Origin of the sequence: Micromonospora sp. NPDC049559 (assembly GCF_040676675.1) — a bacterium.
GTDB lineage: Bacteria > Actinomycetota > Actinomycetes > Mycobacteriales > Micromonosporaceae > JBFAPK01.
In genome coordinates this window covers 324,244-342,243 of sequence record NZ_JBFAPK010000001.1, presented here as the reverse complement: position 1 = coordinate 342,243, position 18,000 = coordinate 324,244, and the positions used below count along the sequence as shown (strand labels likewise).

Sequence of the window (18,000 nt, the reverse complement as noted above, 5' to 3'; positions counted from 1 at the left end):
GTTCCTTGCGTTGATCAATAGTTTGGGTGATGGTCAACTTCCGGTGGTCAAAGGCCCGCTTTGGCGGGATCAACATTGCCCTGGTTGCTGCTATCGCATTTAGAGAAGGGCAGATCATGACCGCACGGAAACGATCGGTCGCGGGCGCCGCTGCGCTCGTGGTCGTCGCCGCGGGCGTGGGCGCGCTCGGTGCCGGCTCCGCCAACGCGAACACGAAGATCGACTGGACCTCGGTGCCGGCGGCCCCGGTCGCCCGGGGTGTCGCGGCGCCGAACGGCCTCTCCCCCCAGCTGCGCGAGTTCATCGCCGCGCAGGGGTCGAACCGGCTGGAGAACCCGACCGACCTGGTCAGGTACTTCGGCTACCTCAACGACGGCACCCTGGTGCCCGACCCGGCCAACGGCTCCGCCGAGGCGTCCAAGACGGAGCCGGACAAGAACACCTACCTGCGGCTGGGCGGCCTGCACGGCGCCGACCCGCACTACAACTACGGCCAGGAGTTCGTCTTCCAGGGCCACGAGGGCGGCAAGGCCGGGTACATCACCCGGGTCAACCTCGACGCGGACCCGGCGCACCGGGTCACGCTCCTGGCCACCACGCTGGCCGACGGCACCACGCCGATCCCCAACATCGACGGCTCCACCTGGGACCCGTGGGCCAAGCGGCTGCTACTGACCTCCGAGAACGGCAACAAGGGCGGGGTGCTCCAGGCCACCCCGGACATCGACTCGACGGTGGAGGACATCTCCGACGTCCTCGGCCGGGCCGGCTACGAGGGGATCCAGAACGACTCCGCCGGCAACCTCTGGCTCGTCGAGGACAGCGGTGGCTCCTCGCCCACGGGCAGCACGGCGAAGAACCCCAACAGCTTCGTCTACCGCTTCGTCCCGGTGGACCGGACCGACCTGAAGAAGGGCGGCAAGCTCCAGGCGCTCCAGGTCACCTCCAACCGGACCCGTACCCCGATCACCTTCCAGGCGATCGACCCGACCCACCCGACCGGCGGGATCCGCACCGACGACCAGAAGGACATCAGCTCGTACGGGCAGGTGTTCGACACGAGGTGGGTGACGATCCACGACACCGCCACCGACAGGTCCGGGCAGCCGTTCGACGCCAACGCCGCGGCGAAGGCGGCCCAGGCCACGCCCTTCAAGCGGCCGGAGAACGGCGTGTTCCGGCCGGGTACCAAGTTCGGGCAGTTCTTCTTCACGGTCACCGGTGACACCAACACCACCAGCGACGCCAACGCCGGCTACGGCGGCTGGGGTGGGCTGTACCAGCTCACCCAGGACAACCCGGCCTCCGACCACGGCAAGCTCAAGATGTTCTACGGCGGCGACCAGGAGCACACCGGCCTGGACAACATCACGTTCGTCGACGCCGACCACGTGGCGGCGGTCGAGGACGCCAGCGCCACCGTGCACAACCAACGCGGCGCCTTCGACTCGGCGTACCTCTTCGACGTGCGGACCGACTACCGCAAGGCCGGTGACCCGGTCCGGTTCCTCGCCGAGGGCCGCGACGAGGACGCCACCATGGACGCGCTGCTCATCGGCAGCGCCGGCTTCCACAACGACGACGACAACGAGATCACCGGCATCCACGTGTCGAACGGTGACCCGAGCGTGAACGGCATCCTGGGCGCGCAGGACCCGAAGCCGTTCAAGGACGGGTGGCGCATGTTCTGGACCCAGCAGCACGGCCAGAACGTGCTCTGGGAGATCACCAGCACCAACTGACCACGGTCGCGAGGGATCCCTGGTCGCCGCTCGACGCGACGTCCCGGGGTCCCTCCACGCTCCGGGGGCGGTACCGCTAGGCCCCGGGCAGGAACAGGCAGAACGGGTGCCCGGCCGGGTCGAGGTAGACCCGTACGTCCGGCTGGGGCTGGAAGGTCGCCAGGGTCGCGCCGGCGGCGACGGCGTGCGCGCCCGCGACATCGAGGTCGTCGACCTCGATGTCCAGGTGCATCGACATCTGCTGGTCGCCCGGGCCCGCCGGCCAGTTCGGGGGTACGTGGTTCGGCTCGGTCTGGAACGACAGGCCCGCGCCGCCGTCGGGGGAACGCAGCTTCACCCAGTCCGGCTCGTCCTGCTCCACCGACCAGCCCAGCAACCGCCGGTAGAAGTCCGCCAGCGCGCGGGCGTCCGGTGCGTCGAGGGCGACGCCGGAGAGGTGCATCCGTGGTGGCGAAGCCATCCTGAGCCTCCTACCGATGGGCGGAATCGTCGGGTTCGTGCGCTGACCCGCCGTATTCTCCGCCCGCCGCGTCATGATCGCCCGGCGTGACGGTACCCGCCAGGTGCGGCCGGCCGGAGCGGGCGTCGTGCAGCGCGAAGGTCCAGCCGGGGCTCGCGCTGAACGCGACCGTGCCCGGCAGCCGTACCGGCAGCTTGAACGAGACCGCCACCGTGTACGCGTCGGGGAGCCGCCCCTCCAGCGCGGCGAGGCAGCGCGCCTTGCTCCACATGCCGTGTGCGATCGGGCCCGGGAAGCCGAAGATCCGGGCGCCGAGCCGGGAGGTGTGGATCGGGTTGCGGTCGCCGGAGACGCGGGCGTACTCCGTACCGACCCGGGGCTCGACCCGCCAGCGGGCCGTGGCGGCCGGCGGCTCGGGCCGGTCGCCCACCTCGCGCCGCCCACCGTCCGGGGCCGCCCGCTCCTTGTGCAGGTACGTGGAGACGTCCCGCCAGACCACCTCGCCGTCGACCGTCGCCGTGGCCAGCACGTCGACCTGCCGGCCCCGGTCGTGCGGGCGTAGGTCGGCGGCGCGGACCGAGAGCTCCAGCGGCTCGCCCGCGTCCAGCGGGCGGATGACGGTGATCCGGTTGGCGATGTGCACGAGGCCGGCCAGGGGGAACGGGAACTCCGGCGCCGTCATCAGCCGCAGCGCCAGCGGGAAGGCCAGCACGTGCGGGTACGTCGCGGGCAGCGCGTCGGTGAGCCGGAACCCGCAGACCCGGTCGTACGCGGCGAGGTGGGCGCGGTCGACGGTGACGCCGCGGACCAGCAGCTCGACGTCGGGCAGCCCGGCGCCGTGCCGGTCGCCGCCCCGGCCGGGCAGCATGCCGACGACCGCCCGCCGGTAGAGCGGGCCGGCCGGGGGCAGCGCCGGCAGTTCCACCCGACCCGGCATCACGCCCCCAGCAGGCTCTGGCCGCAGACGCGGACGATGTTGCCGGTGAGCCCGCCCGAGGCCGGCGCCGCGAGCCAGGCGATCGTCTCGGCCACGTCGATCGGCAGACCCCCCTGCGACATGCTGTTCATCCGCCGCCCGGCCTCGCGGATCAGCACCGGCATCCGGGCGGTCATCCGCGTCTCGATGAAGCCGGGCGCGACCGCGTTGACGGTGATGCCGCGTTCGGCCAGCACCAGCGCCATCGACTGGACCAGCCCGATCACGCCGGCCTTGGAGGTGGCGTAGTTGGTCTGGCCCCGGTTGCCGGCGATGCCGGCGATCGAGGAGACGCCGATCAGCCGGCCGCCGGCGGGGATCAGGTCCCGCTCCAGCAGCACGTCGTTGATTCGCTCCTGGCTGGAGAGGTTGACGTCGAGCACCGAGTCCCAGCGGGCGGCGTCCATCTTGGCGATGGTCTTGTCGCGGGTGATGCCGGCGTTGTGCACGACGACGTCGACCCGGCCGTGCCGCTCGGCGAAGTGGTCGGCGAGCCGGGCGGGGGCGTCGGCCGCGGTCAGGTCCAGCTGGAGCGCCGTACCGCCGATCGAGTTGGCCACCCCGGCCAGCGCCTCGCCGGCGGCCGGTACGTCCAGGACCACCACCCGCGCGCCGTCGCGGGCCAGCACCTCGGCGATCGCCGCGCCGATGCCCCGCGCCGCGCCGGTGACCAGCGCCACCCGTCCGTCGAGCGGGCGCAGCCAGTCGGCCGGCGGGGCGGCCGAGGTGCCGGCCGGCGGCACGCCGACCCGGACGACCTGGCCGGAGACGTACGCCGAGCGGCCGGAGAGCAGGAAGCGCAGGGTCGACTCGACGGCCGACTCGGCGCCGGGGTGCACGTAGACGAGCTGGGCGGTGGTGCCGCGGCCGAACTCCTTGCCGATGCTGCGGGTCAGCCCCTCCAGGGCCCGCTGCGCGACCGCCTCGCGCGGCGAACCGGCGGCCTCCGGTGGCGTACCGAAGACGATCACCCGTCCGCTCGGGTGGAGCGCCCGCGCCTGGGCGTGGAAGAAGTCGTAGAGCGCGCGCAGCCCGGTCGAGTCGGTGATCCCCGACGCGTCGTAGACCAGCGCGGAGTTCAGCGGCATCCGGCCGGTGGTCGGGTCGGCGGTGACCGTCTCGGCGTCCCGCTGCTCGATGCCGGCCGCGGCCAGCAGCTTGCCGACGGGTTCGCGCAGCCGTCCGCCCGGCGCGCCGTCGAGCAGCACCGGGCCGGGTACGAGCGGATCTCCCGGCCGGTACCGCCGCAGCCGGGGCGGGTCGGGCAGGCCGAGACGCTTGATCAGCGCATGGCCGGCGACCGAGTTGGCGAAGCTCGCGTACCTGTCGCTCATAGGCGTAGCCTACTGGCGGGTAGGTTAGGTGCAAGTCCTGAAAGAGGAGGCCGGTGTGCAGACCATCCGTCGCGTCGCGATCCTCGGCGGCAACCGGATCCCGTTCGCCCGCTCGAACGGCCGCTACGCGAAGGCGTCCAACCAGGACATGCTCGGCGCCGCGCTGGACGGTCTGGTCGCCCGGTTCGGGCTCGCCGGGGTACGCGTCGGCGAGGTGGTGGCGGGCGCCGTACTGAAGCACTCCCGCGACTTCAACCTCACCCGCGAGACCGTGCTCGGCTCGCGGCTCGACCCGCACACCCCGGCGTACGACATCCAGCAGGCGTGCGGCACCGGGCTGGAGGCGACCATCCTGGTCGCCAACAAGATCGCGCTGGGGCAGATCGAGGTCGGCATCGCGGGGGGCGTCGACACCACCTCGGACGCGCCGCTGGCCGTGAACGAGGAGATGCGGCGGACGCTGCTGGAGATCAACGCGGCGCGGACGCTCGGCGGCCGGCTGCGCGCGGCCAGCAGGCTGCGCCCGCTCCAGCCGTTCCGCCCGGAGATCCCGCGCAACGCCGAGCCGCGCACCGGGCTCTCGATGGGCGAGCACGCCGCGCGCACCGCCGTACGGTGGGGCGTCGAGCGGGAGGCGCAGGACGCGCTGGCGCTCGCCTCGCACCAGCGACTCGCCGCCGCGTACGAGCGCGGGTTCTTCGACGACCTGGTCACGCCGTACCTCGGGCTGACCCGGGACCAGAACCTGCGGCCGGACACCACGCTGGAGAAGCTGGCCGCGCTCCGGCCGGTCTTCGGCACCCGTGGACCGGACGCCGACCGGGCGACCATGACGGCCGGCAACTCCTCCCCGCTCACCGACGGCGCGGCCACGGTCCTGCTCGCCTCCGAGGAGTGGGCCGCCGAGCGGCGGCTGCCGGTGCAGGCGTACCTGACCTTCTCCGAAGTCGCGGCCGTCGACTTCGTCCACGGCGACGAGGGACTGCTGATGGCGCCCGCGTACGCCGTACCGCGGCTGCTGGCGCGCGCCGGGCTGACCCTCCAGGACTTCGACTACTACGAGATTCACGAGGCGTTCGCCTCGCAGGTGCTGGCCACCCTTGCCGCCTGGCAGTCGCCGGAGTTCGCCAAGGAGCGGCTCGGCCTGGACGCGCCGCTGGGCGCGATCGACCGCACCCGGCTGAACGTCAACGGCTCCTCGCTCGCCGCCGGTCACCCGTTCGCGGCCACCGGTGGCCGGATCGTCGCCACCCTGGCGAAGCTGCTCGCCGAGCGCGGCTCCGGACGCGGCCTGATCTCCATCTGCGCCGCCGGCGGCCAGGGCGTGGTCGCGATCCTGGAACGGTGATTCCGACTCGTCGGACACTACGGCGTATTGCCCTGATCTCGCCGCTTTGGCGGGTTGAGTATCGTCTCCCCGGACATGTCGATCGATCATGGGGGAAACGCGATGGGCCAGCCCGTACCGCCGACAACCGCCGGTGTCGCACCGGACCACGTCTCCGCTCCGCCGGGCAACAGCTCCGCTCCGCCGGGCCACGTCCCGGCGCCGTACCGTGGGCCGGGCCTCTCCCCGGTGGCGCGGGCGTTGATCGGGCTGGCGCTGCTGCTGCCGGCGCTGGTCGCCTGGCTCTGGTCGTACCTGGTGCCCACGATCTCCACCCTGGTCACCAGCTTCCGGCAGGAGACCCTGTTCGGGTCGTCGGCCGAGTGGATCGGCTACGAGAACTACCGGTACGTCATCGACGACGGTCTCGCCGGCCAGTTCGGATTCGCCCTGCTGCTCGCGCTGCTGCCGCTCGTGTTCGCGCTGCTGGTCGCGCCCCTGCTCGCGCTGGTGGTGGACCGGGCCGGCCGGGCGGCCCGGCTGGTCGCCCGCGGTCTGCTCGCCCTGCCCGTCGCGGCCTACGCCCCGGTCGCGGTGCTCCTCGCCTGGCGGGCCTACCGGCCTGACTCCAGCCCTGGCACCGGTGACGGCGGCTCGCTGGTACGGCTGCTCGCGACGACGACTTTCGGGCTGGTCGTCGCGGTGGCGGCGACGGCGTTCCTGAGCGCGCTGCGGCAGCGGGCCGGGGCTCGCCGGGTACCCGCGCTGCTGACCGTCGGTGGTCTCCTGGCCCTGGGCACCCTCGCCCTCGCGTTGCAGGTCTTCACCGCGCCCGCGCTGCTCACCGGCGGCGGGCGGGAACAGGAAACCACCACGCCGCTGCTCGGCGCGATTTTGACGACCGTGCGGCAGGCGCGACTGGGGCCCTCCGCCGCCACCTCCTGGCTGCTACTGGTGGTGCTCGGGGTGCTCGGCCTCGCGGCGCTGGCGCTGCTGCTGGCGACCCGCACCCGGATCGAGTTCGACGGCTGGTGGGACCGGCCGCCGGCACGCTCGGCCGACTTGGTCGTATCCGCTGGCTCGGCCGGGCCGGAAGGCCGGAGCGACGCGGCCCGCCCGGTCTTCGTCGGCCTTGCGGTACTGGCGCTGGCCGCCTTCGTCGGCGTTGTCGGCTGGGCGCTCGCGCCCTGGCTGGGCCACATCTTCGGGGGCGGCGAGGCGCTGCCTTCGGCGGTGGACGGTACGACCGTCTTCGCCAACACCTGGCTACCACCGCTCGTCTCGGCGCTGGTCTCGGTCGGCCTCGCGGCGCTCGCCGGCTTCGGCATCGGCGCGCTGCGCCCGTTCGGCCGGTGGAGCGAACTGCTCCTGGTGCCGTTCGCACCGTGGCTCTTCGTCGGCGTCGGGCCGCTGGCCGTCGCGCTCTTCAAGCGCACCGCCGAGCTGGACCAGGTGAACTCGTTCCTCGGCCTGATCCCGCCGTCCTGGCTCAGCATCCCGGCGCTCTTCGTCTTCGCGCTCTTCTTCCGTGGCCAGCAGCGCAAGTGGCGGGCCGGCCGTGGGTTCGCCGAGACACTGCTGCTGCCGGCGTTGCCGCTGCTCGCCGCCGCGTTCCTGCTGACCTGGTTGCTCAACGCCGAACAGCCGCTCTGGGCGTATCTGGTGGCGAGCGACGTCAAGCACATGCCGGGGCCGATCCTCATCCAGATGATCGCCGCGCGGTGGTTCACGGTGGACGGGTCCGCGCTCGGCCTGGTCCTCCCGCTGCCGATGCTGATGTTCCTGCTGCTGGCGTTCGCCGTGCTCCAGGTCGGCTACCTGGACCGGCTCGCGATCCGGGTCGGGACGCCGGCTTCCGAGCCGACGCCCGGCCCGGAGCCGACGCCCGGTGCGACCGCCGTGCCGGCCCCGCGCGCCGTCCCGGCCGCCACGCCGGCGCCGGCCCCCGCACCAGGGCCCGCCACGCCGGCGCCGGCCGGCCCGGCGGATGCCGCCGACCCGCCGTCCGGATCCGGCGCGTAGCGGGACAGGCCGGACGTAGCGCACCGGAAACGCCTGGCCGCAGTCGGTTCGTCACTCGTGGCGTCGTACCATCCGTCGAGGATGGTCCGTCCGTCGGGAAAGGGATTTCATGGGTACCGGGATCGAGACGCTTGAGTTCCAGGCCGAGGCCCGTCAGCTCCTCCAACTGATGGTGCACTCGATCTACTCGAACAAGGACATCTTCCTCCGCGAGTTGATCTCGAATGCCTCCGACGCCCTGGACAAGCTGCGGCTGGCGGTGCTCGTCGACAAGGAACTTCAGGTCGACACCTCCGACCTGCACATCGAGATCGAGGTCGACCGGGAGCGGCGCACGCTGACCGTACGGGACAACGGCGTCGGCATGTCGCGCGACGAGGTGGTCGGGCTGATCGGCACCATCGCCAAGTCCGGTACCGCCGAGCTGCTGCGGCAGCTGAAGGAGGCCAAGGACGCGGCGGCCTCGCAGGACCTGATCGGGCAGTTCGGCGTCGGTTTCTACTCGACCTTCATGGTGGCCGACAAGGTGACCCTCCTGACGCGCCGCGCGGGCGAGGAGGGTGCCACCCGGTGGGAGTCCGACGGCGGCGGCACGTACACCGTCGAGTCGGTCGCCGAGGCGCCCCAGGGCACGAGCGTCACCCTGCACCTCAAGCCGGCCGACGAGGAGGACCAGCTCTTCGACTACACCGCCGACTGGCGGATCCGGGACCTGGTCAAGCGCTACTCCGACTTCATCGCCTGGCCGATCCGGATGCGCAAGCAGGCCGTTGAGGGCGAGACCGCGGCGGGCGAGACCGCCGCGAGCGCCGAGGTCGAGACGCTCAACTCGATGAAGGCGCTCTGGGCCCGCCCGCGCTCGGAGGTCGCCGAGGAGGAGTACCGCGAGTTCTACAAGCACATCAGCCGCGACTGGAACGACCCGCTCGAAATCATCCACATGAAGGGCGAGGGCACCTTCGAGTACGACGCCCTGCTCTTCCTCCCGGCGCAGGCGCCGCTGGACCTGTTCAGCCGCGACGGCCGGCGCGGGGTCCAGCTCTACGTCAAGCGCGTCTTCATCATGGACGACTGCCAGGAACTCATGCCGGAGTACCTGCGCTTCGTCAAGGGCGTGGTGGACGCGCAGGACCTCTCGCTCAACATCTCGCGCGAGATCCTCCAGCAGGACCGCCAGATCCAGCTGATGCGGCGCCGCCTGGTCAAGAAGGTGCTCTCGACGGTCAAGGAGCTGATGAACCGGGACGCCGACAAGTACCGGACGTTCTGGACCGAGTTCGGCCGGGCGGTCAAGGAGGGCCTGGTCAACGACTTCGAGAACCAGCGCGCCATCCTCGACATCTCCTCGTTCGCCACCAGCCGCGACCCCGAGGAACTGGTCACCCTCCAGCGGTACGTGGAGCGGATGAAGGAGGGCCAGGAGGACATCTACTACATGACCGGCGAGTCCCGCTCGACGATCGAGAACTCGCCGCACATGGAGGCGTTCCAGGCCAAGGGCTACGAGGTGCTGCTGCTGACCGACCCGGTCGACGAGGTGTGGGTCGACGGCGTCGGCGAGTACGAGGGCAAGCGGCTGCGGTCGATCGCCAAGGGACAGGTGGACCTCGACGGTCCGGACGCGAAGTCGGACGACGAGCCGGGGCTCGACCAGCAGAAGGAGGAGTTCGCCCCGCTGCTGACCTGGCTGACCGAGCGGTTGGCGGAGCAGGTGAAGGAGGTGCGGCTCTCGTCCCGTCTCACCAGCTCGCCGGCCTGCCTCGTCGGCGACGCGCAGGACATGACCCCGACGCTGGAGAAGCTGTACCGCGCGATGGGGCAGGAGGTGCCGCGGGTCAAGCGGATCCTCGAACTGAACCCCGGGCATCCGCTGGTCACCGGCCTGCGCAAGGCGCACGAGCAGAGCACCGGGGACCCGGCGCTCGGCGAGACCGCCGAGCTGCTGTACGGCACCGCGCTGCTCGCCGAGGGCGGCGAACTGGAGGACCCGGCCCGGTTCGCCCGGCTCCTGGCCGACCGCCTGGCCCGTACCATCTGACGACCGGAGGTCCGCGCGGCCCCCGTACCCGGCGCTCGTCCGGTACGGGGGCCGCGACGCGTACGGCGGTCAGGCCGAGTAGACCTCGAATTCCGAGACCTGTCCGGCCGGCCAGCCGGTGTTGCCGGAGAAGACCAGCCGCACGTACCGGGTGGTGGTGGCGGGGAGGTTCACGGTGACGGTGTTTCCCGAGGCCGGGTTGAAGGTGTAGCCCGTCGCGCCGACGACGGTGGTGAAGCCGGACCCGTCGGTGCTGCCCTGCACGGCGATCGTCTGGGTCCGGGCCTGCCAGGCCGAGGGCGGCGGGACCTTGAGGACGAGCCGGCGGATGGCGGTCGCCGCGCCGAGGTCGACCTGCAACCACTGCGGGAAGGAGTTGTTCACACTCTCCCAGTAGCTGTTCGCGTCCCCGTCGACCGCGTTGCCGGAACCGTAGTTCTGGGTGTGCCCGCTCTCCGCGGTCGGCTTGCCCCGGGCCAGGTTGGTGGTGGCCGGGGGCGCGGCGTCCGTCGTGACGGTCACCGTGTTCGACGGCGCCGAGACGTTCCCGGCGGCGTCGCGGGCCACCACGGAGAAGCTGTACGCGGTGGCCGCGGCGAGCCCGCCGACGGTGTACGAGGTGCCGCTCGGCGAGCCGACGACGGTACCGCCCTGGCGCACCTGGTAGCCGGTGACGCCGACGTCGTCGGTGGACGCGGTCCAGGCCAGCGAGACGCTGTTCGCCGTCTTGGCGGTGACGGCCAGCCCGCCGGGAGTGGTCGGCGCGGTGGTGTCGGCGCCGCCGCCGAGCACCGGCGGCGTCGGCCGTACCGAGGTCAGCGCGAGCTGGCCCTTGAGCATCCGTCCGCCGTCAGCGGTGATCCGCAGGTAGTAGTCGGAGGAGCAGAAGGTGCCGTCCTCGTCGAGCGCGCGGATGCCGGAGCCCTGCGGCACCGAGGCGGCGGTCTCGGCGGTCTTGGCGATCTGGTTGCCCTCGTTGTACTCGTCGAACATCGAGATGTAGATGCCCTGGCAGCCGAGGCGGACCATGTTGTAGAAGTGCCGCCAGTAGAAGTCGCCGTGCCGGCGGTGGCCGGAGGAGAGGTCGCCGGGCATGACGCAGGGCTGGTAGTCGATGCCGTGCGCGTTGCAGTCGGCCTGGTCACCGAGGTTGACGTTGTTGTAGTACGAGTCCAGGTCGGCGGGGCTCGCGGCGCGGCCGACCATCCACGGCGAGATCATGTTGAAGGCGTGGTACACGTCGAGGAAGCCGGGGCGGGAGTCGTTGATGCCCTGGCGCCACCAGGTCGGTACGCCGCCGATGACGTAGCAGCCCTGCGCCTTGAACCAGTTGACCACGTCGAGGCAGGGCGCCGGGGCGAACGGCCGGCTGGGCTCGCTGAAGCCGAAGCCCCAGATGCAGACGACGGGCTTGCCGTTCTGGAACGCGTACGCGGACGAGGAGGTGTACGCCCGCATCTTGTTCGTCCAGTCCGTCTTGATCTCGGACTGCATGTTCGTCCAGTCCGTGACGTCGTACATGATGTAGAACTTCCGGCCGAAGCGCTCGGCCGCGCTGCGGACCTTGACCGCCATGGCGTCGCGGGTCGGGCCCTCGTCGCCCATCGGGTTGAACCGCTGCAACGCGGCGGTGTCGCAGCCGTACTGCTGCATCCAGCGGAAGTGGGTGTCCACGGTCTGCTGGTCGTACGAGGAGAAGAGCTGGGCGGGCTGGCCGTTGCCGAGGTTGGGGTACGCCGTGGTGTAGCCGCGGGTGTACTCGCGCATGTCCGGCCAGGAGACGATGGTGGTGTTGCTCGGCGAGGGCGGCTGGAACCGGTCGCGGCTCCAGTGCCACCAGCCGCCGATCGGCGCCCCGTCGCCGGGGCACGAGAACCAGCCCTGGTAGCCGACGGTGATCTTGCCGACGACGTCGCCGGGCGGGCTGGCCGCGTACGCGGGGCTCGACACGGCGCTGGCCAGCTCCGATGCGGAGACGGCGGCCAGTGCGGAGCCCGCGGCGACCGAGGAGACGAAGGTACGACGGGAGAGAGCCATGCCTGCTCCCCTTCCGCGAGGAGTGAGGTCCGTGGAGACGTGCGCACCCGCCCGGGAAGATGTGGGCGCTTCCGCGGGCAGGCCGAGGCGTTTGGGCGGGGTTGTTCCTTTCCGCCCGTGGTGGGGGAACTGGTGCCCGTCATCGTGCCAGTTCTGTTCACGTGATTGCAATACTTCGATCGATGTATGAAACATTGTGGACCACCGACCGCAACTTCTCGACTTGCCCGATCCCGGCCGAGGGCGCGCGGGTACCGACCCGGGAGGAACGGGCGGCGGCCCGGGCGGAGGTGTCGGTGGTGGGTGGCAGAGTGTCGGCGTGACCTCAGCACCCAGGCGCACCGCGTCGCGGCACCTCAGGTCGCGGTACCTCAGCGAGTGGATCGACCGGCCGGCGAGCGAGGTCTACGACTACGCCTCGGACCTGGTCGCCGCCGACCTCGCCCGACTCAAACGGGTCGTCGAGGCGCGTGGCTGAGGCGCGGCCCGCTCACCGACCGTTCCCCTCGTACCAGGCCGCCATCATCAGCGCCCGGGCCAGTCGCGGTCGGGTCAGCACCGCGGTGCTGTCCGCGTACTGGTCGATCCCGCCGACCGGCGGCAGCGCGGCGATCTCCGGGTCCTCGACGCGGGCCAGCAGCGCCGTGGTGAACCGGGCGGCGTCGATGACCGGGTACGGCCGGTCGAAGAAGGGGCGCCGGACCGCGTCGACCGGCTCGGCCAAGCCCAGCCGGTTCTGCCAGTCGCCGGCCGCCTCGTACGCGGCGCAGAGCGCGGCCTGCCGGCGCGCGGCGTCGTCGACGCGCAGCGCCTCGTCCAGCGCGGCGGCGATGCCCACCGCCTCCGGCAGCGCCGCGAAGGCGCTCCCCAACCACTTGCTGTACGGCGGGAACCGGCCGGCCAGCAGCAGGGACAGCCGCATCACCTCGCGGGCCAGCCGCGCCGCCACCACCCGGCTGCCCGGCTCGTCGCCGGCCTCGGCGGCGCGGCCCACGAACGCCTCCTCCTCGGCGATCCGCAGCCACTGACAGGCGAGCAGGTAGCGCCACACGTCCTCCGGATACCGGCCGAGCGCGTGCCGTACCGCGCCCAGCTCGGCGAGCCCGTCGTGGAACACCGCCCCGCCGGTCACCTCGTTCAGTCGCTGGCCCGGCGTGGCCAGCCAGTCGAAGGTGGTGACGCCCCGGCGCGGGTCGAAGCCGAGCCGCTCCTCGCACCAACTTCCCACGTCGGTGATGAGCACGCGGTGCGCCACCGGGCCGTCCGTCGCGGCCATCGTTCGGATCCGGCCCTGCGGCGGCTCGAAGTGTGTCGACCAACCCCGGACCCGCTTCGGCAGCCGCGTCGCCAGCAGCGCCGAGAGCGGTTCGGCGTACCGGTCCACGTCGTCGGCGGTCAGGAACAGTTCCAGCCGGGGTCCCCAGTCGTGGTCCACCGAGCGTTCGGTGTCGAAGCCGAGCACGTCCGATCCGGGACCGAGCCGCGCCGCCGCGTACCGCAGGTCCGGGTACGCCTCGTCCAGCAGCGGACGTACCGCCTCGGCGAAGAACGCCCGGCAGAGCCGCAGCCCCGGTACGAACGGTGGTGACGGTTCCTGGAGGACGGCGGCCATCCGCCCACGCTATTCGCCGGCGGTCGAGAGCGACACCGAGTATCGATCCGCCCCACATCGGCGTCTTTTCGCGGGCCCGCCTAGGGTGCCACGGGTGACGAGCCTGGACTACACCCGCTTCACCACCCTGGCCCGGAAGATCCTCATCGCCGCGCAGCAGGAGGCGCTGGCGGCCGGTAATCCCGAGATCCTCCCGGCTCACCTGCTGCTCGGCCTGCTCGGTCAGCCGCAGTCGCTCGGTGTGCAGACGATCACCGTGCTCGGCGTACCCCTGGAGTCCGTGCGGGCGGCCGGGACCGCCGCGCTGCCACCCGCGGCCGGCGAGGCGCGTCCGCCGCTGCCGTTCGAGGCGTCGGCGCAGCGGGTGCTGGCGCTCTCCTTCGAGGAGGTCGAGCGCCTCGGCCACCGGTACGTGGGGACCGAACACATCCTGCTCGCCCTGCTGGAGGTCGAGAACGGCTTCGGCCCGCTGACCGCGCTGGGGGCGGAGAAGGCGCCGGCCGCGGCCCACATCGCCGCCGTCCACGCCGCGCACGCCGAGCGGACGGCGGCGCAGCCACCGAGCTGACCGGGCGCGCCGCCGGTGGAAGTCGACCGGACGGGCGTCAACTTGCGGTTGACGAAAGCGCATGCGTCAACCTATGGTTGACGCATGACGAATCCTGTCCGCATGACCCGACCGGTCCGCCTCGACGACCTGATCGAGGCGATCACGAAGACCCATCCCACCGCGCTCGAACAGCTCTCCGGCGCGATGGTCCTCGCCGACCACCTCGGCGAGGTCGCGGACCACCTGATCGGCCACTTCGTCGACCAGGCCCGCCGGACGGGGGCCTCCTGGACCGAGATCGGCCGGAGCATGGGCGTGACCAAGCAGGCCGCGCAGAAGCGCTTCGTACCGAAGAACCCGGGCGAACCCTCGGACCTCGACCCAAGCCAGGGCTTCAGCCGCTTTGACGACGCGGCCCGCACCGTGGTGGTGGCCTCGCAGAACGAGGCGCAGGACGCGGGGAACGAGAACATCGGCACCGCGCACCTGGTACTGGGCCTGCTCGACGTTCCCGGGTCGCTCGCCGCGCGCACGATCACCGCGTTGGGCGTACCGCTGGAGACCGCCCGGGAGGCGGCGACCGCGAGCCTGCCCGCCTCGACGGGCACCTCGCCCGACCTCGTGCCGTTCGACGCGTCGGCGAAGAAGGTGCTGGAGCTGACCTTCCGGGAGGCGCTGCGGCTCGGCCACGAGTACGTCGGTACCGAGCACATCCTGCTCGCCCTGCTGGAGTTGGAGGCCGGGAACGGTCTGCTCACCGGCCTCGGCATCGACAAAGCCGGCGCCGAGGCGCACATCACGGCCGCCCTCGCCGACGAGGCGGCCGAGCGGCCGGACGACGCGGAGTGATCCTCGCCCGCCCGCCGGCGCCCCGCGTACGGGCGCCGGCGGGCGGTGCGGGCTGCGTCGGGGCGTCGGCGGGCGGTGCGGGACAATACGGCACGTGACCCAGAGCGACGCGGTACGCCCGCAGATCCCGAACGTGCTTGCCAACCGGTACGCCTCGACCGAGCTGGTCCGGCTCTGGTCGCCGGAGGAGAAGATCCGGATGGAGCGCTGGCTCTGGTTGGCCGTGCTCCGGGCGCAGCGGGACCTCGGCGTGGCGGTGCCGGACGGGGTCGTCGAGGCGTACGAGCGGGTGCTGGACCGGGTCGACCTGGACTCGATCGCGGCCCGCGAGCGGGTCACCCGGCACGACGTGAAGGCGCGGATCGAGGAGTTCAGCGCGCTCGCCGGCCACGAGCACATCCACAAGGGGATGACCTCCCGCGACCTCACCGAGAACGTCGAGCAGCTCCAGGTCCGTTCCTCGCTGGAGCTGATCCGGGACCGGGTGGTCGCCGCGCTGGCCCGGCTGGCCCGGCTCGCCGTCGAGCACGACGAGCTGGTCATGACCGGCCGCTCGCACAACGTCGCCGCGCAGGCCACCACGCTGGGCAAGCGCTTCGCCTCGGCGGCCGAGGAGCTGCTGATCGCGTACGAGCGGCTGGAGGACCTGATCGGCTGGTACCCGCTGCGCGGCATCAAGGGCCCGGTGGGTACGGCGGCCGACCAGCTCGACCTCTTCGACGGCGACGCCGACAAGGTGGCGGAGCTGGAGCGGCGGGTCGCCGAGCACCTGGGCTTCGCGCGGGTGCTGGACAGCGTCGGCCAGGTCTACCCGCGCTCGATCGACTTCGCGGTGCTCTCCGCGCTGGCCCAGGTGGCCGCGGCGCCGAGCAGCCTGGCCACCACGATCCGGCTGATGGTCGGCCAGGAGCTGGTCACCGAGGGCTTCCGCCCGGGCCAGGTCGGCTCCAGCGCCATGCCGCACAAGATGAACACGCGCTCCAGCGAGCGGGTCAACGGCTTCGCTGTGATCATCCGCGGGTACCTCTCGATGGTCGGCGAACTCGCCGGCGACCAGTGGAACGAGGGCGACGTCTCCTGTTCCGTGGTGCGGCGGGTCGCCCTGCCCGACGCATTCTTCGCCGCGGACGGGATGTTCCAGACCTTCCTCACCGTGCTCGACGAGTTCGGCGCGTACCCGGCGGTGATCGCCCGCGAGCTGGACCGGTTCCTGCCCTTCCTGGCGACCACGAAGCTGCTGGTCGCGGCCGTACGGCGGGGCGTGGGCCGGGAGGTCGCGCATGAGGTGATCAAGGAGCACGCGGTGGCGGTGGCGCTCGCGATGCGGGAGAAGGGTGCGACCGAGAACGACCTCTTCGACCGGCTCGCGGCCGACGGGCGGCTCGGGCTCGGTCGCGCCGAGATCGACGCGCTGGTGGCCGACCGGGCGGCCTTCGCCGGGGCCGCAGCCGCGCAGGTACGGGCGGTCGCCGACCGGGTCGCCGCGGTGGTCGCGGCCCACCCCGAGGCGGCGGTGTACCAGCCCGCACCGATCCTCTGACCGCCGGCCCGTCGACCGTCGCCCCGGGCCCGGGCCCGGGGACCGTCGGCCCCGCGTCGACCTCCGGCCCATGCCGGCGGGCGGGCGGACGCCGGGGCATCTCAGTTGTCCCGGGGCGTCGGCTCGCCGGCCGCGCCTCGCAGGTCCGGGGCGGTGGCCGGGTTCCCGACGCCGGGCGGCTCGGGGCCGATCGTCGCCTCGTGCGCGATCTCGGCCGCGACCTCGGGCTTGTCCGGCGGCAGCGCGTCCGGGGCCTGGAAGACCACGACCGCCGTGCCGTACGCGCAGAGTTCCATCCACATCTCGCCGACGTCGCGGTGGTCGAAGCGCATGCCGATCACCGCGTTCGCGCCGAGCCGCCGCGCCTCCTCGCCGAGCAGGGCCACGGCGTCGGTACGCCACCGGGTGAGGTTCTCGGGTGCCTTCGGGTCGTACGCCCCACCGCGAAGGTTCTTGACCCCTTCGCGATAGGGATTACGGGTCCGGGCGACCGACGACACGACTTCACCCAGAATCGCTCTGATCTCATATCCAGGAAGATGGTCCATCGTGACGACCAGCACGTATTTAATGCTGGCAGAGGCGCCCCCCGGACAATTGTGAGCTTCGTTCACATCACCGCATCCCGCAAAACCGTACGGGGAGCCGAAAACCGCACGGCGCGGACGGGCGGGGCGTACCCGTCCGTCCGCGCCGCACCCCTGCGGGGGTCTCGTCGATCTAGGGCAAATCGCGGTGATTGGAGATCATCTAACGAGGATTTGCCCTAGATCGCGGAAGAGGTGGTCGCTACACGCCGGAGACGGACGTGATCCATGCCCGGTTGTACGCGACGCTGCCGTAGTTCTGGATGCTCACGCCGTCGGCCGTCGAGGCGACGCCGACCTGCGCCCCGTTGTAGAACTGCGGACCGCCCGAGTCGCCGCGCCAGGCGTTGCCGTTGATCGCGGTGCTCCGGATGGCCCGCCCGCCGGCCGCGTCGGTGACGTTGGTGCTGGTCACCTGCACGCTGGCGGTCTTCAGGGTGGTCGAGGCGCCGCAGCCGCTGTAGCAGGTCATGCCCCAGCCGTAGATGGAGTTGGTGGAGCCGACCGGCGGGTAGCTGCTGGAGAGCGTGACGTACGACGTGTTGATCGCGGTGGAGAGGTAGAGCAGGGCCAGGTCGCTGCGGCTGTAGGTGGCGCTCACCGAGCTGGTGACGCCGCCCGAGGTCCGGTTGACGCTGCCGACGCGCACCGACATGGTTCCGTTGAGGCAGTGCCGGGCGGTGAGCACCCAGCGGGACGCGATGATCGTGCCGGAGCAGGTGAACGAGCCGTTGGCGAAGACCGCGGCGGCCCACGGCGCCGAGGAGACGGTACCGCCGCCGATGATGGGCTGCGGGCCGGCCGGTGCGGCCGCGGCGACCGAGGGCGCGACGAGCGCGCCGGTCAGGCCGGCGGCGAGCAGCGCCAGCGTGAGGCGGATGCGCATGGGGGCTCCTTCGAGGGTTGAACCCGGGTTGCGGGTCGAG

The 18,000-nt window shown here is 71.9% G+C and carries 16 protein-coding genes; 9 read left to right on the top strand and 7 right to left on the bottom strand.

The genetic code is table 11. From position 1 onward, the window contains the following. The first annotated feature begins 116 nt into the window (after positions 1 to 116). On the top strand, positions 117 to 1,742 hold the full coding sequence (locus tag AB0J86_RS01495) for an alkaline phosphatase PhoX (protein WP_363850735.1): 1,626 nt from the start codon (positions 117 to 119) through the stop codon (positions 1,740 to 1,742). 76 nt (positions 1,743 to 1,818) lie between these two features. Here the strand turns inward: AB0J86_RS01495 and AB0J86_RS01490 are convergent, their stop codons facing one another. From AB0J86_RS01490 to AB0J86_RS01480, 3 genes are read right to left on the bottom strand one after another with little or no spacing between them, the layout of a single operon-like run. After that, positions 1,819 to 2,202, bottom strand: coding sequence for a VOC family protein (locus AB0J86_RS01490; protein WP_363850732.1), 384 nt, complete (start codon positions 2,200 to 2,202; stop codon positions 1,819 to 1,821). 10 nt (positions 2,203 to 2,212) lie between these two features. Further along, positions 2,213 to 3,139, bottom strand: coding sequence for a MaoC/PaaZ C-terminal domain-containing protein (locus tag AB0J86_RS01485; protein ID WP_363850729.1), 927 nt, complete (start codon positions 3,137 to 3,139; stop codon positions 2,213 to 2,215). Next, positions 3,139 to 4,512, bottom strand: a complete 1,374-nt coding sequence (locus AB0J86_RS01480) for a 3-oxoacyl-ACP reductase (RefSeq protein ID WP_363850726.1) — start codon at positions 4,510 to 4,512, stop codon at positions 3,139 to 3,141. Before AB0J86_RS01480 ends, AB0J86_RS01485 begins: the two co-directional genes overlap by 1 nt. 55 nt (positions 4,513 to 4,567) lie before the next feature. Here AB0J86_RS01480 and AB0J86_RS01475 point away from each other — a divergent pair, with 55 nt between their 5' ends. From AB0J86_RS01475 to htpG, 3 genes are all read left to right on the top strand, one after another. After that, positions 4,568 to 5,860, top strand: coding sequence for an acetyl-CoA C-acetyltransferase (locus tag AB0J86_RS01475; RefSeq protein WP_363850723.1), 1,293 nt, complete (start codon positions 4,568 to 4,570; stop codon positions 5,858 to 5,860). Between the two features lie 75 nt (positions 5,861 to 5,935). After that, positions 5,936 to 7,861 carry a sugar ABC transporter permease gene (locus tag AB0J86_RS01470; RefSeq protein ID WP_363850721.1) on the top strand — a complete coding sequence of 642 codons (1,926 nt, stop codon included), beginning with the start codon at positions 5,936 to 5,938 and terminating at the stop codon, positions 7,859 to 7,861. Positions 7,862 to 7,970: 109 nt separating this feature from the next. Then, entirely contained in the window at positions 7,971 to 9,899 is a 1,929-nt protein-coding gene (htpG, locus tag AB0J86_RS01465) for a molecular chaperone HtpG (protein WP_363850718.1), read from the top strand. Positions 9,900 to 9,968: 69 nt separating this feature from the next. Here the strand turns inward: htpG and AB0J86_RS01460 are convergent, their stop codons facing one another. Then, the gene (locus AB0J86_RS01460; RefSeq protein WP_363850716.1) at positions 9,969 to 11,936 is read right to left on the bottom strand and encodes a discoidin domain-containing protein; all 1,968 of its coding nucleotides are present in this window, start codon (positions 11,934 to 11,936) and stop codon (positions 9,969 to 9,971) included. Positions 11,937 to 12,118: 182 nt separating this feature from the next. Between AB0J86_RS01460 and AB0J86_RS01455 the strand changes: the two genes are divergently transcribed. Continuing rightward, complete coding sequence (locus AB0J86_RS01455) at positions 12,119 to 12,259, top strand: hypothetical protein (RefSeq protein WP_363850714.1); 141 nt, start codon at positions 12,119 to 12,121, stop codon at positions 12,257 to 12,259. Continuing rightward, entirely contained in the window at positions 12,256 to 12,414 is a 159-nt protein-coding gene (locus AB0J86_RS01450; RefSeq protein WP_363850712.1) for a hypothetical protein, read from the top strand. Before AB0J86_RS01455 ends, AB0J86_RS01450 begins: the two co-directional genes overlap by 4 nt. Before the next feature lie 12 nt (positions 12,415 to 12,426). Here AB0J86_RS01450 and AB0J86_RS01445 read toward each other — a convergent pair whose 3' ends face one another. Then, entirely contained in the window at positions 12,427 to 13,548 is a 1,122-nt protein-coding gene (locus AB0J86_RS01445; RefSeq protein ID WP_363850709.1) for a DUF4037 domain-containing protein, read from the bottom strand. A gap of 94 nt (positions 13,549 to 13,642) precedes the next feature. Between AB0J86_RS01445 and AB0J86_RS01440 the strand changes: the two genes are divergently transcribed. The 3 genes from AB0J86_RS01440 to purB all read left to right on the top strand — a co-directional run bounded on the left by AB0J86_RS01440 (position 13,643) and on the right by purB (position 16,487). Further along, entirely contained in the window at positions 13,643 to 14,116 is a 474-nt protein-coding gene (locus AB0J86_RS01440) for a Clp protease N-terminal domain-containing protein (RefSeq protein ID WP_363850706.1), read from the top strand. Positions 14,117 to 14,200: 84 nt separating this feature from the next. After that, positions 14,201 to 14,947 carry a Clp protease N-terminal domain-containing protein gene (locus AB0J86_RS01435; protein ID WP_363850703.1) on the top strand — a complete coding sequence of 249 codons (747 nt, stop codon included), beginning with the start codon at positions 14,201 to 14,203 and terminating at the stop codon, positions 14,945 to 14,947. Between the two features lie 94 nt (positions 14,948 to 15,041). After that, entirely contained in the window at positions 15,042 to 16,487 is a 1,446-nt protein-coding gene (gene purB / locus AB0J86_RS01430; protein ID WP_363850700.1) for an adenylosuccinate lyase, read from the top strand. A gap of 101 nt (positions 16,488 to 16,588) precedes the next feature. Here purB and AB0J86_RS01425 read toward each other — a convergent pair whose 3' ends face one another. Together AB0J86_RS01425 and AB0J86_RS01420 are read right to left on the bottom strand one after the other, a co-directional pair. Then, entirely contained in the window at positions 16,589 to 17,050 is a 462-nt protein-coding gene (locus tag AB0J86_RS01425) for a YbjQ family protein (protein WP_363850697.1), read from the bottom strand. Positions 17,051 to 17,276: 226 nt separating this feature from the next. Continuing rightward, the gene (locus AB0J86_RS01420) at positions 17,277 to 17,960 is read right to left on the bottom strand and encodes a DUF1986 domain-containing protein (RefSeq protein ID WP_363850694.1); all 684 of its coding nucleotides are present in this window, start codon (positions 17,958 to 17,960) and stop codon (positions 17,277 to 17,279) included. Positions 17,961 to 18,000 lie beyond the last annotated feature (40 nt).